13 protein-coding genes are annotated in these 15,131 nt (G+C 72.4%); 2 read left to right on the plus strand and 11 right to left on the minus strand.

The features are described 5' to 3' along the window. Positions 1–214: 214 nt before the first annotated feature. From pyk to trpC, 7 genes are all read right to left on the minus strand, one after another. Complete coding sequence (pyk, locus tag M8330_RS14860) at positions 215–1,675, minus strand: pyruvate kinase (RefSeq protein ID WP_250057412.1); 1,461 nt, start codon at positions 1,673–1,675, stop codon at positions 215–217. 217 nt (positions 1,676–1,892) lie between these two features. Continuing rightward, the gene (locus M8330_RS14865) at positions 1,893–3,359 is read right to left on the minus strand and encodes a glutamate synthase subunit beta (protein ID WP_250057414.1); all 1,467 of its coding nucleotides are present in this window, start codon (positions 3,357–3,359) and stop codon (positions 1,893–1,895) included. Positions 3,360–3,425: 66 nt separating this feature from the next. Then, entirely contained in the window at positions 3,426–7,982 is a 4,557-nt protein-coding gene (gene gltB, locus M8330_RS14870) for a glutamate synthase large subunit (RefSeq protein WP_250827967.1), read from the minus strand. 211 nt (positions 7,983–8,193) lie between these two features. Next, positions 8,194–9,171 (minus strand): prolipoprotein diacylglyceryl transferase, encoded by a 978-nt coding sequence (lgt, locus tag M8330_RS14875; protein ID WP_250827968.1) that lies wholly within the window; start codon positions 9,169–9,171, stop codon positions 8,194–8,196. Positions 9,172–9,174: 3 nt separating this feature from the next. Continuing rightward, positions 9,175–9,984, minus strand: coding sequence for a tryptophan synthase subunit alpha (trpA, locus tag M8330_RS14880; RefSeq protein WP_250827969.1), 810 nt, complete (start codon positions 9,982–9,984; stop codon positions 9,175–9,177). Then, on the minus strand, positions 9,981–11,282 hold the full coding sequence (gene trpB / locus M8330_RS14885) for a tryptophan synthase subunit beta (RefSeq protein ID WP_284704768.1): 1,302 nt from the start codon (positions 11,280–11,282) through the stop codon (positions 9,981–9,983). Before trpB ends, trpA begins: the two co-directional genes overlap by 4 nt. Continuing rightward, positions 11,279–12,061: an indole-3-glycerol phosphate synthase TrpC gene (gene trpC / locus M8330_RS14890; protein ID WP_250827970.1), complete on the minus strand. Its 783-nt coding sequence runs from the start codon at positions 12,059–12,061 to the stop codon at positions 11,279–11,281. The genes trpB and trpC overlap by 4 nt, the downstream gene beginning before the upstream one ends. 282 nt (positions 12,062–12,343) lie before the next feature. Here trpC and M8330_RS14895 point away from each other — a divergent pair, with 282 nt between their 5' ends. Together M8330_RS14895 and M8330_RS14900 are read left to right on the plus strand one after the other, a co-directional pair. Beyond that, complete coding sequence (locus tag M8330_RS14895) at positions 12,344–12,646, plus strand: DUF4190 domain-containing protein (RefSeq protein WP_250827971.1); 303 nt, start codon at positions 12,344–12,346, stop codon at positions 12,644–12,646. Positions 12,647–12,845: 199 nt separating this feature from the next. Beyond that, a complete protein-coding gene (locus M8330_RS14900) occupies positions 12,846–13,262 on the plus strand; it encodes a DUF4190 domain-containing protein (protein ID WP_250827972.1) in 417 nt (138 codons plus the stop codon). A 58-nt stretch (positions 13,263–13,320) separates the two neighbouring features. On the opposite strand, the gene M8330_RS14905 is transcribed toward M8330_RS14900, so the two are convergent. The 4 genes from M8330_RS14905 to hisI form a co-directional block, all read right to left on the minus strand. Continuing rightward, on the minus strand, positions 13,321–13,725 hold the full coding sequence (locus M8330_RS14905) for a DUF2752 domain-containing protein (RefSeq protein WP_250057428.1): 405 nt from the start codon (positions 13,723–13,725) through the stop codon (positions 13,321–13,323). Between the two features lie 59 nt (positions 13,726–13,784). Continuing rightward, on the minus strand, positions 13,785–13,976 hold the full coding sequence (locus tag M8330_RS14910) for an HGxxPAAW family protein (protein WP_250057430.1): 192 nt from the start codon (positions 13,974–13,976) through the stop codon (positions 13,785–13,787). Positions 13,977–14,042: 66 nt separating this feature from the next. Continuing rightward, a complete protein-coding gene (locus M8330_RS14915; protein WP_250827973.1) occupies positions 14,043–14,723 on the minus strand; it encodes a Trp biosynthesis-associated membrane protein in 681 nt (226 codons plus the stop codon). A gap of 28 nt (positions 14,724–14,751) precedes the next feature. After that, on the minus strand, positions 14,752–15,129 hold the full coding sequence (gene hisI, locus M8330_RS14920; protein ID WP_250057433.1) for a phosphoribosyl-AMP cyclohydrolase: 378 nt from the start codon (positions 15,127–15,129) through the stop codon (positions 14,752–14,754). Positions 15,130–15,131 lie beyond the last annotated feature (2 nt).

Below are 15,131 nucleotides of genomic sequence, written 5' to 3' on the forward strand. Positions count from 1 at the left end.
ACACGAAGGCCTCCTTGGTGGCGGAGCGGTTCCTAGACAGCTCCACTCCACACCCGGGAGGCCTTCGTCCACCTACACCTCAGACCGTGTCGTCACACGATCTCGACCAACGTGCCTGGGCATCACACCTAGCCGACAGGAGCAGCCCTCGACGGCACGAGGGCCGCCCCACCGGTGGTGGGACGGCCCTCGTGCGGGTGCCGGACGCGGTGCGTCAGGCCTGCGGCTCGTAGGCGGGGGTGACGCGGTTGATGGCGTCGCCGATCCGGTGCACGCGCAGCGCGTTGGTGGACCCGGGGATGCCCGGGGGCGCACCGGCGACGATGACGACGAGGTCACCCTCCTCGACGCGGCCGATCTTGAGCAGCGCCTCGTCGACCTGGCGCACCATCTGGTCGGTGTGCTCGGCCTCGTCGGTCAGGAAGGTCTCCACGCCCCAGCTCAGGGCCAGGCGCGACCGCACCCGGGACTCCGGGCTGAACGCCAGCACCGGCGGCGCACCACGCAGGCGCGACATCCGACGGGCGGTGTCGCCGGTGGTCGTGAACGCCACCAGGTAGGACGCGCCCACGCCGGCGGCCACGTCGCCCGCGGCCTTGGCGATGACGCCCGACTTCGTCCGCGGCGCCCACTTGATGTCGGCGAACCCGAAGTGCTCGTCGGAGAGCGCGCGACGCTCGGTGGTCTCCACGATCCGCGCCATGGTCTCCACGGTGTGGATCGGGTAGTCGCCCACGCTGGTCTCGCCCGAGAGCATCACCGCGTCGGCGCCGTCGAGCACGGCGTTGGCCACGTCGGAGGCCTCCGCACGCGTCGGGGACGGGGAGGAGATCATGGACTCCAGCATCTGCGTGGCCACGATGACCGGCTTGGCGTTGAGCCGCGCCTTCTCCACGATCTGCTTCTGCAGGAACGGCACGTCCTCCAGCGGGCACTCCACCGCCAGGTCGCCACGGGCGACCATGAAGCCGTCGAACGCGCGGATGACCTCGTCGAGGTTGTCGATGGCCTGCGGCTTCTCGATCTTGGCGATGATCGGGAGGCGGATGCCCTCCTCGTCCATCACCTTGCGCACGTCCTGCGCGTCCTTGGCGTCACGCACGAACGAGAGGGCGATGAAGTCGACGCCGAGGTGCAGCGCGAACCGCAGGTCCTCGATGTCCTTCTCGCTCATCGCCGGCACCGAGACGGCCACGCCGGGCAGGTTGATGCCCTTGTGGTCGCTCACCTTGCCGCCGACCAGCACCTCGCAGCGCACGTCGGTGTCGGTGACCTCGATGGCACGCAGACGGACCTTGCCGTCGTCGATGAGGATCGGGTCGCCGACCTTCACGTCACCGGGCAGGCCCTTGTAGGTGGTGCCGCAGGACTCGGCGTCACCGGGCACGTCGCGGGTGGTGATGGTCCACTCCATGCCACGGCGCAGCTGGACGGGCCCGTCCGCGAAGGTCTCCAGACGGATCTTCGGGCCCTGGAGGTCCGCCAGCACGGCGACCGCCTTCCCGGAGTCGTCCGAGGCGGCGCGGACGTGGTGGTAACGCTCCGCGTGCTCCTCGTGAGACCCGTGACTCATGTTCAGCCGGGCGACATCCATCCCGGCGTACACGAGCTCACGGATGCGGCGGGGGGTGCCGACAGCGGGACCCAGGGTGCAGACGATCTTGGCTCTTCGCACCCGCTCAGAGTACCGGCCCCTTGGATCGTTCCAGCCACCGGCCGCCCCCTGGACGGCCACATTTCACCTTCCCAGGCGCAACTTGTCAGATAAGTCACCCCGCGGGTGGCCCGGGGAAGGCGTGCGAGGAGGGTCGGCCCGACGACGGGAAAAGGTCGGAGCCGGGCCGACCATGAGGGTCGACCCGGCTCCGGGTGCTGCAGGAGCGCCGGGGCGCTCAGGCCATCAGCGGACGGTCCGTCGGCTTGATCGGCGCGGGCAGCGCCGTCGAGCCGGTGAGGTAGGCGTCCACGTGGGAGGCAGCGGCGCGGCCCTCCGCGATCGCCCAGACGATGAGCGACTGGCCGCGGCCGGCGTCGCCGGCCACGAAGACGCCGGGCTTGGAGGACTGGTAGTCCGCCCCGCGCTTGACGTTGCCGCGCTCGTCCAGGTCCACGCCCAGCTGCTCGACCAGGCCCTGCTTCTGCGGGCCGGTGAAGCCCATGGCGAAGAGCACCAGGTCGGCCGGGATCTCGCGCTCGGTGCCCTCGACCTCGGTGAGCTTGCCGCCCTCGAAGACAACCTCGACGATGCGCAGGCCCTTGACGTTGCCGTTGCCGTCGCCCACGAACTCCTTGGTGGAGGCCGAGTAGACGCGCTCGCCGCCCTCCTCGTGGGCCGAGGAGACGCGGTAGATCATCGGGTAGGTCGGCCACGGCTGGCCCGCGGGCCGGTCCTCGCCGGGCTGCGGCATGATCTCCAGCTGCGTGATCGACGCGGCGCCCTGACGGATCGAGGTGCCGAGGCAGTCGGCGCCGGTGTCGCCGCCGCCGATGATGACGACGTGCTTGTCGGTGGCGGTGATCTGCCCCTCGACGCTCTGGCCGACCGCGGTGCGGTTGGCCTGCGGCAGGAACTCCATCGCCTGGTGGATGCCGTTCAGCTCGCGGCCCGGGGCCCCGAGGTCGCGCGGCACCGTGGAGCCGATGGCCAGGACGACGGCGTCGTACCGCTCGGCCAGCTTCTCCCCCGTCAGCTCGCCGCCGACGTCCACGCCCGTGCGGAAGACGGTGCCCTCGCGACGCATCTGCTCCAGGCGCCGGTCGAGGTGCTTCTTCTCCATCTTGAACTCGGGGATGCCGTAGCGCAGGAGGCCACCGACGGCGTCCGCCCGCTCGTAGACCGCGACCGTGTGACCGGCGCGGGTGAGCTGCTGGGCGGCGGCGAGGCCGGCGGGGCCGGAGCCCACGACCGCGACGGTGCGGCCCGAGAGCCACTCCGGCGGCTGCGGGGTCACGTAGCCGGACTCCCACGCCTTGTCGATGATCGAGACCTCGACGTTCTTGATGGTCACCGGGTCCTGGTTGATGCCCAGGACGCAGGCGGTCTCGCAGGGCGCGGGGCAGAGGCGACCGGTGAACTCCGGGAAGTTGTTGGTCGCGTGCAGACGCTCGATCGCGTCGGCCCAGTCACCGCGGTACACCAGGTCGTTCCACTCCGGGATGATGTTGCCCAGCGGGCAGCCCTGGTGGCAGAACGGGATGCCGCAGTCCATGCAGCGGCTCGCCTGCGGCGTGATGATCGGCAGCAGCGCGCGACCGATGCCGTCGGGATAGACCTCGTCCCAGTCGTTGACGCGCTCCTCGACGGGGCGGCGTCCTGCGACGGCACGCCCCTCCTTGAGGAATCCCTTGGGGTCAGCCATCGTGCTCAGCCCTCCGTCGTGGTGCCGGCCGTGCGCACCGCGCACGGGAAGGTGGAAGTCACGCGGTCAGCCATGGAGGGCCTCCATCATCGCGTGAGCGGTCTGGTTCTCGTCGAGGCCGTCGGCCTCGGCCTTCGCCTTTGCCTCGAGCACGATGCGGTAGTCCCGCGGCATGATCTCGGTGAAGCGCGTGAGGGCGGCCGGCCAGTCGGCGAGCAGCTGCTCGGCGACCTCGGAGCCGGTCTCCTCGAAGTGGGCACGCACCATCTGCTCGAGCTCGACGGCGGCCTGGCCCTCGACGGCACCCAGCTCGACGAGCTCGGTGTTGACCCGGAAGGGCTTGAGGTCCAGGACCCAGGCGATGCCGCCCGACATGCCGGCGCCGAAGTTGCGGCCGGTCTTGCCGAGCACCGCCAGGCGTCCGCCGGTCATGTACTCGGCGGCGTGGTCGCCCACGCCCTCGGTGACGACCCAGGCACCCGAGTTGCGCACGCAGCAGCGCTCACCGACGCCACCACGGACCAGGATCTGGCCGGTGGTCGCGCCGTAGGCCAGCGTGTTGCCGGCGATGATGTGCTCGTGGGAGCGGAAGGTGGCCGCCCGGTCGGGGCGGATCACGATCCGGCCACCGGACAGGCCCTTGCCCACGTAGTCGTTGCCGTCGCCCTCGAGACGCAGGGTGATGCCCCGCGGGACGAAGGCGCCGAACGACTGGCCGGCGGACCCGGTGAAGGTGATGTCGATGGTGCCGTCGGGCAGGCCCTCGCCGCGGTACCGCTTGGTGACCTCGTGGCCGAGGATGGTGCCCACCGTGCGGTTGACGTTGCGGATCGGCAGCTGTGCGCGCACCGGCTCGCCGGTCTCGAGCGCAGGCTGGGCCAGCGGCACGAGCTCGGTGACGTCGAGGCTCTTCTCCAGACCGTGGTCCTGGCTCTTGGTGCAGCGCAGGTCCTGCTCCGGGAACGCCGAGGTGTCCGGGGCGTGCAGGATGGGCGACAGGTCGAGCCCGTCGGCCTTCCAGTGGTCCACGGCCTTCTGCGTGTCGATGGCGGCGACCTGGCCCACGGCCTCCTCGATCGAGCGGAAGCCCAGCTGCGCCAGGTACTCGCGCACCTCCTGGGCGATGTACTCGAAGAAGTTCACGACGAACTCGGGCTTGCCCGAGAAGCGCTCGCGCAGGACCGGGTTCTGCGTGGCCACGCCCACCGGGCAGGTGTCCAGGTGGCACACGCGCATCATGATGCAGCCGGAGACGACCAGCGGGGCGGTGGCGAAGCCGAACTCCTCGGCGCCCAGCAGGGCGGCGATGACGACGTCGCGACCGGTCTTGAGCTGGCCGTCGGTCTGCACGACGATCCGGTCACGCAGGCCGTTGAGCAGCAGGGTCTGCTGGGTCTCGGCCAGGCCGAGCTCCCAGGGACCGCCGGCGTGCTTGAGGGAGGTCAGCGGGGACGCGCCCGTGCCGCCGTCGTGCCCGGAGACCAGGACGACGTCCGCGTGCGCCTTGGAGACGCCCGTGGCGACCGTGCCGACGCCCACCTCGGAGACCAGCTTCACGTGGATGCGGGCCGCGGGGTTGGCGTTCTTGAGGTCGTGGATCAGCTGCGCCAGGTCCTCGATGGAGTAGATGTCGTGGTGCGGCGGCGGGCTGATGAGGCCCACGCCCGGCGTCGAGTGCCGGGTCTTGGCCACCCACGGGTACACCTTGTGGCCGGGCAGCTGCCCGCCCTCGCCGGGCTTCGCGCCCTGCGCCATCTTGATCTGGATGTCGTCGGCGTTGGTCAGGTACTCCGAGGTGACGCCGAAGCGGCCCGAGGCGACCTGCTTGATCGCCGAGCGGCGCTCGGGGTCGTAGAGGCGCTCGGGGTCCTCGCCGCCCTCACCGGTGTTCGACTTGGCGCCGAGCCGGTTCATGGCGATCGCCAGGGTCTCGTGGGCCTCCATCGAGATGGAGCCGTAGGACATGGCGCCGGTGGAGAAGCGCTTGACGATGGACTCGACCGGCTCGACCTCGTCGATCGGGACCGGGGTCCGGCCGAGCTCCTCGGCGGACTTGAACGAGAACAGGCCTCGCAGCGTCATCAGGCGCTCGGACTGCTCGTCCACGCGCGAGGTGTACTGCTTGAAGACGTCGTAGCGGCCGGCGCGCGTCGAGTGCTGGAGGCGGAAGACCGTCTCCGGGTCGAACAGGTGCGGCTCGCCGTCGCGGCGCCACTGGTACTCGCCACCGGTCGCCAGCTCGCGGTGGGCGGGCTGGATGCCGCCGCGCGGGTAGGCGGTGCGGTGCCGACGGGCGACCTCCTCGGCGATGACGTCGATGCCGATGCCGCCGAGCTTGGAGGTGGTGCCGGTGAAGTAGGTGTCGACCGTCTCCTGGGAGAGGCCGATGCACTCGAAGATCTGCGCACCCGTGTAGGAGGCGACCGTCGAGACACCCATCTTGCTCATGACCTTCAGGACGCCCTTGCCGAGCGCCTTGACGAGGTTCTTGACCGCGACCTCGGGCTCGGTCTTGACGTAGTAGCCCTCGCGGGCGAGGTCCTCGACGGACTCCATCGCCAGGTACGGGTTCACCGCGGCCGCGCCGAAGCCGACCAGCAGCGCCACGTGGTGCACCTCGCGCACGTCGCCGGCCTCGACCAGCAGGCCCACCTGGGTGCGGGTCTTCTGGCGCACCAGGTGGTGGTGCACGGCGGCGGTGAGCAGCAGCGACGGGATCGGCGCCTGCTCGGCGGTGGAGTGGCGGTCCGAGAGGAGGATGACGCGGGCGCCGCGCTCGATGGCGCGGTCGCACTCGCCGAAGATCTCCTCGATGCGGGCGGCCATCGCCGCACCGCCGCCCTCGACGTCGTAGAGGCCGCGGGAGACGTGCGTGATGAAGCCCGGCATGTCGCCGTCGTTGTTGATGTGCCGGATCTTCGCCAGGTCGTCGTTGGAGATGACCGGGAAGGGCAGCACGATCTGACGGCAGGAGGCCGGCGTCGGGTCGAGCAGGTTCGACTCCGGGCCGATGGAGCCGTTGAGCGAGGTGACGAGCTCCTCGCGGATGGCGTCCAGCGGCGGGTTGGTGACCTGCGCGAACAGCTGGCTGAAGTAGTCGAAGATCAGCCGCGGCTTCTCCGAGAGCGCCGCGATCGGCGTGTCGGTGCCCATGGAGCCGATCGGCTCGGCGCCGGTGTTGGCCATCGGGGTGAGGAGGACGCGGAGCTCCTCCTCGGTGTAGCCGAAGACCTGCTGGCGACGGGTGACCGAGGCGTGGGTGTGGATCACGTGCTCGCGGTCGGGGACGTCGTCGAGGTGGACGAGCCCGGCGTGCAGCCACTCGGAGTAGGGGTGCTCGGCGGCGAGGCCGGCCTTGACCTCCTCGTCCTCGATGATCCGGTGCTCCTCGGTGTCGATGAGGAACATGCGGCCCGGCTGGAGGCGGCCCTTGCGGACGATGCTGGCGGGGTCGAGGTCGAGCACGCCGACCTCGGAGGCCATGACGACGAGACCGTCGTCGGTGACCCAGTAGCGCGAGGGGCGCAGACCGTTGCGGTCCAGGACCGCGCCGATCTGGTGGCCGTCGGTGAAGACCACCGAGGCCGGGCCGTCCCAGGGCTCCATCATCGCGGCGTGGAACTGGTAGAAGGCGCGGCGCGCCTCGTCCATCTCGCCGTGGTTCTCCCAGGCCTCCGGGATCATCATCAGCACGGCGTGCGGCAGGGACCGGCCGCCCATGTGCAGCAGCTCGAGGACCTCGTCGAAGGACGCGGAGTCCGAGGCCTCGGGGGTGCAGATGGGGTACAGGCGCGACAGGTCCCCGGGGATGACGTCGGACTCCAGGAGGGCCTCGCGGGCGCGCATCCAGTTCCGGTTGCCCTTGACCGTGTTGATCTCGCCGTTGTGCGCGATGAAGCGGAACGGGTGCGAGAGCGGCCAGCTCGGGAAGGTGTTGGTGGAGAAGCGCGAGTGCACGACCGCCATGGCGGAGGCGACGCGCTCGTCGACCAGGTCGGGGAAGAAGTTGTCCAGCTGGTCGGTCGTCAGCATGCCCTTGTAGGCGATGGTGCGGCTCGACAGCGACGGGAAGTACACGTCGGTCTCGCGCTCGGCCCGCTTGCGCAGGCAGAAGGCCTGACGCTCGAGCGGCATGCCGGTGAGCGCCTCGGCGCCCGCGACGAAGAGCTGGCGGAAGGTCGGCATGACGCCGAGGGCGGTGGCGCCCAGGATGGACGGGTCCGTCGGGACGTCGCGCCAGCCGAGGACGCTGAGGCCCTCCTCGGCGGCGATCGCCTCGATCCGGGCCGCGGTGGCGGCCACGGCGGCCTCGTCCCCGGGGATGAAGGCCGTGCCGACCGCGTACGTGCCCGCGGCGGGCAGGTCGAAGCCGGCCTCGCGGGCCACGTCCCGGAAGAACGCGTCCGGCACCTGCATGAGGATGCCGGCGCCGTCGCCCGAGTTGGGCTCCGCGCCCGCGGCTCCGCGGTGCTCGAGGTTGCGCAGGGCGGTGAGCGCCTGCGCGACGATGCTGTGGCTGGCCTCGCCGGTCAGGGTCGCCACGAAGGCCACGCCGCACGCGTCGTGCTCGTGACTCGGGTCGTAGAGGCCCTGCTTCGGCGGGAATGCGTGCTGGTAGGGCACCGGGTGTTCTCCCGTCGTCGTCGGCACCGGGCAGCCCCTCACGCTCGTCGACGAGCGAGGGGTCGAACCGGCTGCTGGCGGGTGGTGCTGGAACTGGTCGTGACCAGTCATGACTGCCGGGGACGACGTTGGCCCTCGCGCGCTAGAAGATTACCACCGGGTTTCGCGGAGTCCCGCACCGCGGACACGGTGACCGCCGGTTGAGACCGGCTCAGGCGTCGGGGCGGGGTTCGGCGGGAGCCTCGTCCGGGTCCTCGTCCGGGGCCTCCTCCGGGTTCACCTCGGCCCCGGGCTCGACAGGCTCGTCAGGCTCCACCGGCTCGTCGCGCAGCGCGTGGCCGCGGGCGGTGAGGACGTCGGTCTCACGGCCCGGACGCAGGCGCGCCGAGACGACGAAGTAGACGGCCGCGAGCACGAACATCGCCAGCGAGAGCCACACGTTCCAGCGCAGGCCACCGACGTCGGAGAGCTCCACGGAGTCGATCCGCAGGTTCTCGATCCAGGCGCGGCCGGCGGTGTAGGCCATCACGTAGGCGGCCAGCACCCGGCCGTGACCGAGGCGGAAGCGTCGGTCCAGCCAGATCACCAGGAAGAACGCCCCCAGCGCCCACAGCGACTCGTAGAGGAAGGTGGGGTGGAAGAGCGTGTCCGCGGGGTACTGGGCGCGCACGCTGTCGCGGTCCGGGTCGATCTCCAGGCCCCACGGCAGCGTGGTCGGGCTCCCGTACAGCTCCTGGTTGAAGTAGTTGCCCCAGCGGCCCATGGCCTGGGCGATCAGCACGCCCGGGGCGATGGCGTCGAGCAGCGGCAGGATGCGCAGGCCCTTGAGCCGCGCGCCGATGGCGATGCCCACCGCGCCCAGGGCGATGCCGCCCCAGATGCCGAGGCCACCGCGCCAGACGTAGAGGGCCTCCCACGGGCTCCCGCCGGGGCCGAAGTAGCGGTCCCACTCGGTGACCACGTGGTAGAGCCGCGCGCCGACCAGGCCGAACGGCACCGCCCACAGGGCGAGGTCCTGGATGTCGCCGACGCGTCCACCGCGGGCGGCCCAGCGGCGCTCGCCGATCCAGACGGCGGCCACGATGCCCGCGATGATGCACAGCGCGTAGGCGCGGATCGGCACGGGGCCGAGGTACCAGACGCCCTCGGACGGGCTGGGGATGGCCAGCACGGCCAGCTGGGGCAGCACGCCTCAGACCTCCCGCACGCCGCGGGCGAGGTCCTCGGTCAGCGTGCGCAGCGCCGACAGACCGGCGGCGCGGTCGCTGCCGGCGTCCAGGAGCGTGCGCACGAACGCGGAGCCGACGATCACGCCGTCGGCGAAACGCGCCACGTCGGCGGCCTGTGCCCCGGTGCTGACGCCGAGGCCCACCCCGACGGGCAGGCCGGGCTGGGCCGAGAGGGTCTTGGTGCGCTCCACGAGCGGGCCGGCGAGGCCGCTGGTGGTGGTGCGGGCGCCGGTGACGCCCATGACCGCGGTGGCGTACACGAAGCCGCGGCAGGCCGCCGTCGTCATCGTGATGCGCTCGTCGGTGGAGGACGGGGAGACCAGGAAGACCTTGTCGAGGTCGTGGGCGTCGGCCGCGGCGATCCACTCGGGCGCGAAGTCGGGCGTGAGGTCAGGGGTGATGAGCCCCGCTCCCCCGGCGTCGCCCAGCGAGGCGGCGAACTTCTCCACGCCGTAGCGCTCGACCGGGTTCCAGTAGGTCATGACGAGGGTCGGCACGCCGGTGGCGGCGACGGCCTCGACGGTGCGCAGGACGTCGGCGGTGCGGGTGCCGCCCTCGAGCGCCTGCTGGGCGGCGGCCTGGACCGTGGGGCCGTCCATCACCGGGTCGGTGTAGGGCAGACCGATCTCGATCACGTCGCAGCCGGCGTCGACCATCACCTTCATGGCCTCGATCGAGCCCTCGTGGTCCGGGAACCCGGCGGGCAGGTAGCCGACGAGCGCGGCGCGCCCCTCGGCACGGGCCTGCTCGTAGGCCGTGGCGGTGGTGCTCACTTGCTCTCCTGCTCCTGACCCTGGTCCTGGCCCTGGTCCTGGCCCTGCTCCTGGCCCAGACCGAAGTACTCCATGACGGTGCCCATGTCCTTGTCGCCGCGACCCGAGAGGTTGACGAGGATCGTCGCCTCCGGGCCCTTCTCGGCCGCCAGCTCCTCGGCCACCTTCAGCGCGCCGGCGACGGCGTGGGCGGACTCGATGGCGGGGATGATCCCCTCGGTGCGGGCCAGCAGGGCCAGGGCGTCCATCGCCTCGGCGTCGGTGACGGGCAGGTACTGCCCCCGACCGCTCGCGGAGATCCACGCGTGCTGCGGGCCGACGCCGGGGTAGTCCAGGCCGGCGGAGATCGAGTGCGACTCGATCGTCTGCCCGTCCTCGTCCTGCATGAGGTAGGTGCGGGCCCCGTGCAGGACGCCGGACTCGCCGGCGTGGATGGGAGCCGCGTGCCGCGGCGTGTCGACGCCCTCGCCGCCGGCCTCGAAGCCGTAGATCGCCACGTCGGCGTCGTCGAGGAAGGCCGCGAACAGGCCGATGGCGTTCGAGCCACCGCCCACGCACGCCGCGACGGCGTCGGGCAGGGCGCCGTACTGCTCCAGGCACTGCGCGCGGGCCTCGTCCCCGATGCCCCGGGCGAAGTCACGCACCATCGACGGGAACGGGTGCGGCCCGGCCGCGGTGCCGAACAGGTAGGCGGTGTGGTCGACGTTGGCGACCCAGTCGCGCATGGCCTCGTTGATGGCGTCCTTGAGGGTGGCACTGCCGGTCTCGACCGGGATCACCTCGGCACCCAGCAGGCGCATGCGGGCCACGTTGAGCGCCTGACGCCGGGTGTCGACCGCGCCCATGTACACGGTGCAGTCGAGGCCGTAGTAGGCGGCGGCCGTCGCGCTGGCGACGCCGTGCTGGCCGGCGCCGGTCTCGGCGATGACCCGCTTCTTGCCCATCCGCTTGGTCAGCAGCGCCTGGCCGAGGACGTTGCGGATCTTGTGGGCGCCCGTGTGCGCGAGGTCCTCGCGCTTGAGCAGGACGCGGCAGCCGACCCGCTCGGAGAGGCGGGTCGCGTGGTAGAGCGGGCTGGGCAGGCCGGCGTACTCGCGCAGGGAGGCGCCGAACTCGTCGGTGAACGTCGGGTCGGCCATGGCCTGCTCCCACGCGACGGTGAGCTCGTCTAGCGCGGCCACGAGGGCCTCGGGCATGAAGCGGCCGCCCCAGGCGCCCTCGCCGCCGAACCAGCCGTGCAGGTCGGCGTCCCAGGGTCCGTGACCGGTCACCGGTGCGGTGGTCTCGTCGATGCTCATGCGCCCACTCCCGTCATCGCACGGACGGCGGCGGTCGGCTCGCCGTCCTTGACCAGTGCCTCCCCCACGAGCACCGCGCGGGCGCCCTCGAGGACGTGCCGCTTCACGTCGTCGGGGGTGAAGACCCCCGACTCGGCCACCTTGACGACGTCGTCGGGCAGCAGCGGCGCGAGGCGGCCGAACGTGTCGACGTCGACCGCCAGGGTCTTCAGGTTGCGGGCGTTGACGCCCACGAGGGGGGCGCCCAGGGCCACGGCCCGGGCGCACTCGGCCTCGTCGTGGACCTCGACGAGCACGGTCATCCCGAGCTCGGAGGCCAGGTCGTGCAGGCGGCGCAGGTCGTCGTCGTCGAGGGCGGCCACGATGAGCAGCACCAGGTCGGCGCCCGCCGCGCGCGCCTCGATCACCTGGTACTCGGTGACGATGAAGTCCTTGCGCAGGATCGGGGTCTCGACCGCCGCCCGCACGGCGCGCAGGTCCTCCAGGCTCCCGCCGAAGCGGCGCTGCTCGGTGAGCACGCTGATCGCGGCCGCCCCGCCGGCCTCGTAGGCGCGCGCGAGGACGGTGGGGTCGGGGATGTCGGCGAGGTGCCCCTTGCTGGGGCTCCTCCGCTTGACCTCGGAGATCACGCTGGAGCCTGGCGCGCGCAGGTGGGGCATCGGGTCGCGGGCGGGGTCGACGTCGGCCAGCGCGGCCCGCAGGTCGGCCAACGGGGTCGCCGCCTCGCGGACGGCCAGGTCCTCCCGGACACCGGCGACGATGTCGTCGAGCACGGACACGCGGTACACCTCGGATCTCTCTGCACGGGCCCGGCACGACCGTGCCGGGCGGGTTCACGCCTCGCCCGAGTCTGTCACGCGGGTGGTGCCCCCCGCCCGGGCAGGGCCGTGGGTGGACGGGGGTGCGGGAGCGGGCGGACGGAGGATGACACGCAGGGGTGGTCGCGCCACGCCCTGTGCAGGAGCGCCCGCACGGAGGGCGTGCGTCCACTAGCCTGCCTGGCACGCGCCGGGCGCTCGGCCCGTGCGCGCCATCCACCCACCCCTCTCGGAGAGGTATCCATGAGCTACGACGCACCCCCGCCGCCCCCGCCGTACGGAGGCGAGCCGGGCGGCTACGCCGCTCCCGCCGGCAAGAGCAAGAAGGCCATCTGGGCCCTCGTGACCGGCATCGTCGGCCTGCTGTGCTGCGGCCCCGCCGCGATCGTCGCGATCGTCCTGGGCCACCAGGCCAAGGGCGAGATCAGCGCCAGCGGCCAGGAGGGCGCCGGCATGGCGCAGGCGGGCTTCATCCTGGGCATCGTCGGCGTGGTCCTGTGGGTGCTCATCCTGATCCTCAACGCCGGCTCGTTCATGTCGGTCTGATCGCCCTCGCCGCCGCGCTCGCCGTCGTCGACCTCCGGTCCCGGGACCAGGTGCCGGGTCGACGTCGGCGGGTGCCGGCACCACCGGGGCCGGTAGTCCGTTCCCCCGGCCCCCGGGCACCGCTACGGTGCCGAACGACCACGTGCGCCCGCACCCGGGCGCACGTCTCCCCCACCACCTCGACCCGACGGAGCCGTCCATGAGCGAGACCCCGCCGCCCTACCCGCCCTCCGGCGACCAGCCGCCCGCCTACGGTGGCCAGCCCTCGTACGGCGGTCAGCCGCCGTACGGCCAGCCTCCCTACGGTGGCCAGCCCGGCTACTCGCAGCCCGAGAACCACCCCCGCGGCACCCTGATCCTGGTGCTCGGCATCCTCGGCCTCGTGTGCTGCGGCCTCTTCACCGCCCTGCCCGCGTGGATCATGGGCAACAAGGCCCGCAAGGAGACGACCCCCTCCGGCGTGCCCTACGCCAACGCCGGCCTGATCAAGGCCGGCTGGATCCTGGGCATCATCGGCACGCTGCTGACCGTCGCCGGCATCGCCTTCTACGCGGTGCTGCTGATCATCAGCGTCTCCACCGGCGGCTTCGAGTACACCTACGACAGCAGCTACTGAGCACCAGCGGCCCGCCGCGCGCACGCCCCCGAGCCGGTCGGCTCGGGGGCGTGCGTCGTCAGGGGGCCAGCCAGAGGCCGGGGGCGACCGGCAGGTTGCGCAGGAGCGTGAAGGCGACGATCACGACGACGCCGACCACCACGAGCGGGCGTCCGCCGCGCTCGATCAGCACGGTGGCGGGGTCGCGTCGGCCCTGCCACGACGAGCGGACCCACAGCAGCAGGCCGAGCACGGCCAGCGGCATCAGGGAGACGGCGAGGGCGTTGCTGGAGAACGCGGCCGCGACGTCGCCGTGGGTGAGGTCGTTGACGGCCCGCAGACCACCGCAGCCGGGGCACCAGAAGCCCAGGGCGGCCGAGGGGCAGATGCCCCAGGACCCCTGGGCGTGCGGGTCGCGGACGTGCAGCGCGAGGGTCGCGGCGCCCAGCGTGCCGATGGTCAGCAGGGGTGCGGCGAGCCGCACGGGCAGCGACCGGACCGCCCCGCCGGTGGGCGGGACGGGTGTGACGGGGACCGTCGCGGTCAGGAGGCCAGGCCCATCTTGGCCATGACGCCGTACACGACGAGGGAGGCGAGGGTGATCACGACGCCGACCCAGAACACCGGCATGGAGACCGGGTTGAAGAGGAGGCCCACGGAGCCGACGACGACGCCGACCAGGCCGATCACGACCGCGGTCCAGGCTGCGGGGGTGTTGCCGTGGTTTGCCGACATGGAGCTGCTCCTCGCGTGTGTGGGGTTCTGCGTGCCCGTCCTGCCCGGGGGCGGGGCGGAGCGGGGTCAGTCTAGGCGGTCGGAGCCCTCGGACCCGCGCGCGGGGGTGCCGGGGGCGGCGTCGGCCTCGCTGGTCGGGTCCTCCCCCTCGTCCAGGGCCTTCCACAGGTCCATGCTGGAGGCGCCCTCGTCCAGCGGCGTGCGCGCCGCTCGCGTGGTGGCGCCCGTGGGCGCGTCGTAGCGGCTGCCCATCTCCGGCCAGGTCGGCACCAGGCGCACCACGGCCGCCGTGGCGAGGACCAGGACGACGCTGCTCGCCGCCGCGACCAGGTACCAGCCGCTGGTGGCCACGCCGCCGTCCGCGCCGACGGAGGCGAGGGTGTCGCGGATCGTGGAGCGCACCCCCCACCACGCCTGGACGACGGCGGCGGCGCTGCCGAGCGCGGCCAGCAGGCCCAGCACGGCGACGCCGCGGCGGACCCGGCCGCGGGTGACGAGGACGACGCCGAGGGAGGCCAGCGCGACGAGGGCGAAGGAGGTGACGGCGGGCATGGCCAGCGCGTCGCCGGAGGTCAGGGTCAGCTCGGCGACCGTGCCGGCGGCGCCGTCGCCGGTGGCCGACGCGGCGGGCTTGCCGCCCGCGACCGCGGCCAGCGCACCGGAGGCGAGGACGAGCACGACGACCCCGCCCATCCGGGAACGGGCGCGGGACCGGGTCGAGGGCTGGGCCGAGGGCTGGGCGGGCACGGGACCAGGCACGGGATCAGGCACGGGATCAGGCACGGGCACCGGTGGCGGGCAGGAGGTCCGCGTCGAAGCAGGTGCGGTCGCCGGTGTGGCAGGCCGCGCCCTCCTGGGAGACCTTGACCAGCAGTGTGTCGCCGTCGCAGTCGAGGCGGACCTCGTGCACCCACTGGCGGTGGCCGGAGGTCTCGCCCTTGACCCAGTACTCCTGGCGCGAGCGCGACCAGTAGGTGGCGCGGCCGGTGGACAGGGTGCGGGCCAGGGCCTCGTCGTCCATCCAGCCGAGCATGAGCACCTCGCCGGTGTCGTGCTGCTGGACCACGGCGGGCACCAGCCCGTCGGCGGTGCGCTTGAGCCGGGCGGCCACGGACGGGTCGAGCGGCGTCTGGTCGGGCTGCGGGTCGCTCACGC

It is taken from the genome of Nocardioides bruguierae (assembly GCF_023656415.1).
In the GTDB taxonomy this organism is placed as follows: domain Bacteria; phylum Actinomycetota; class Actinomycetes; order Propionibacteriales; family Nocardioidaceae; genus Nocardioides; species Nocardioides bruguierae.

Bases quoted from the DNA above. Each gene is read 5' to 3' on its own strand.
- M8330_RS14895 (WP_250827971.1), top strand. From the start codon at position 12,344: ATGAGCTACGACGCACCCCCGCCGCCCCCGCCGTACGGAGGCGAGCCG.
- M8330_RS14910 (WP_250057430.1), bottom strand. From the start codon at position 13,976: ATGTCGGCAAACCACGGCAACACCCCCGCAGCCTGGACCGCGGTCGTG.
- trpB (WP_284704768.1), bottom strand. From the start codon at position 11,282: ATGAGCATCGACGAGACCACCGCACCGGTGACCGGTCACGGACCCTGG.
- M8330_RS14900 (WP_250827972.1), top strand. From the start codon at position 12,846: ATGAGCGAGACCCCGCCGCCCTACCCGCCCTCCGGCGACCAGCCGCCC.
- M8330_RS14865 (WP_250057414.1), bottom strand. From the start codon at position 3,359: ATGGCTGACCCCAAGGGATTCCTCAAGGAGGGGCGTGCCGTCGCAGGA.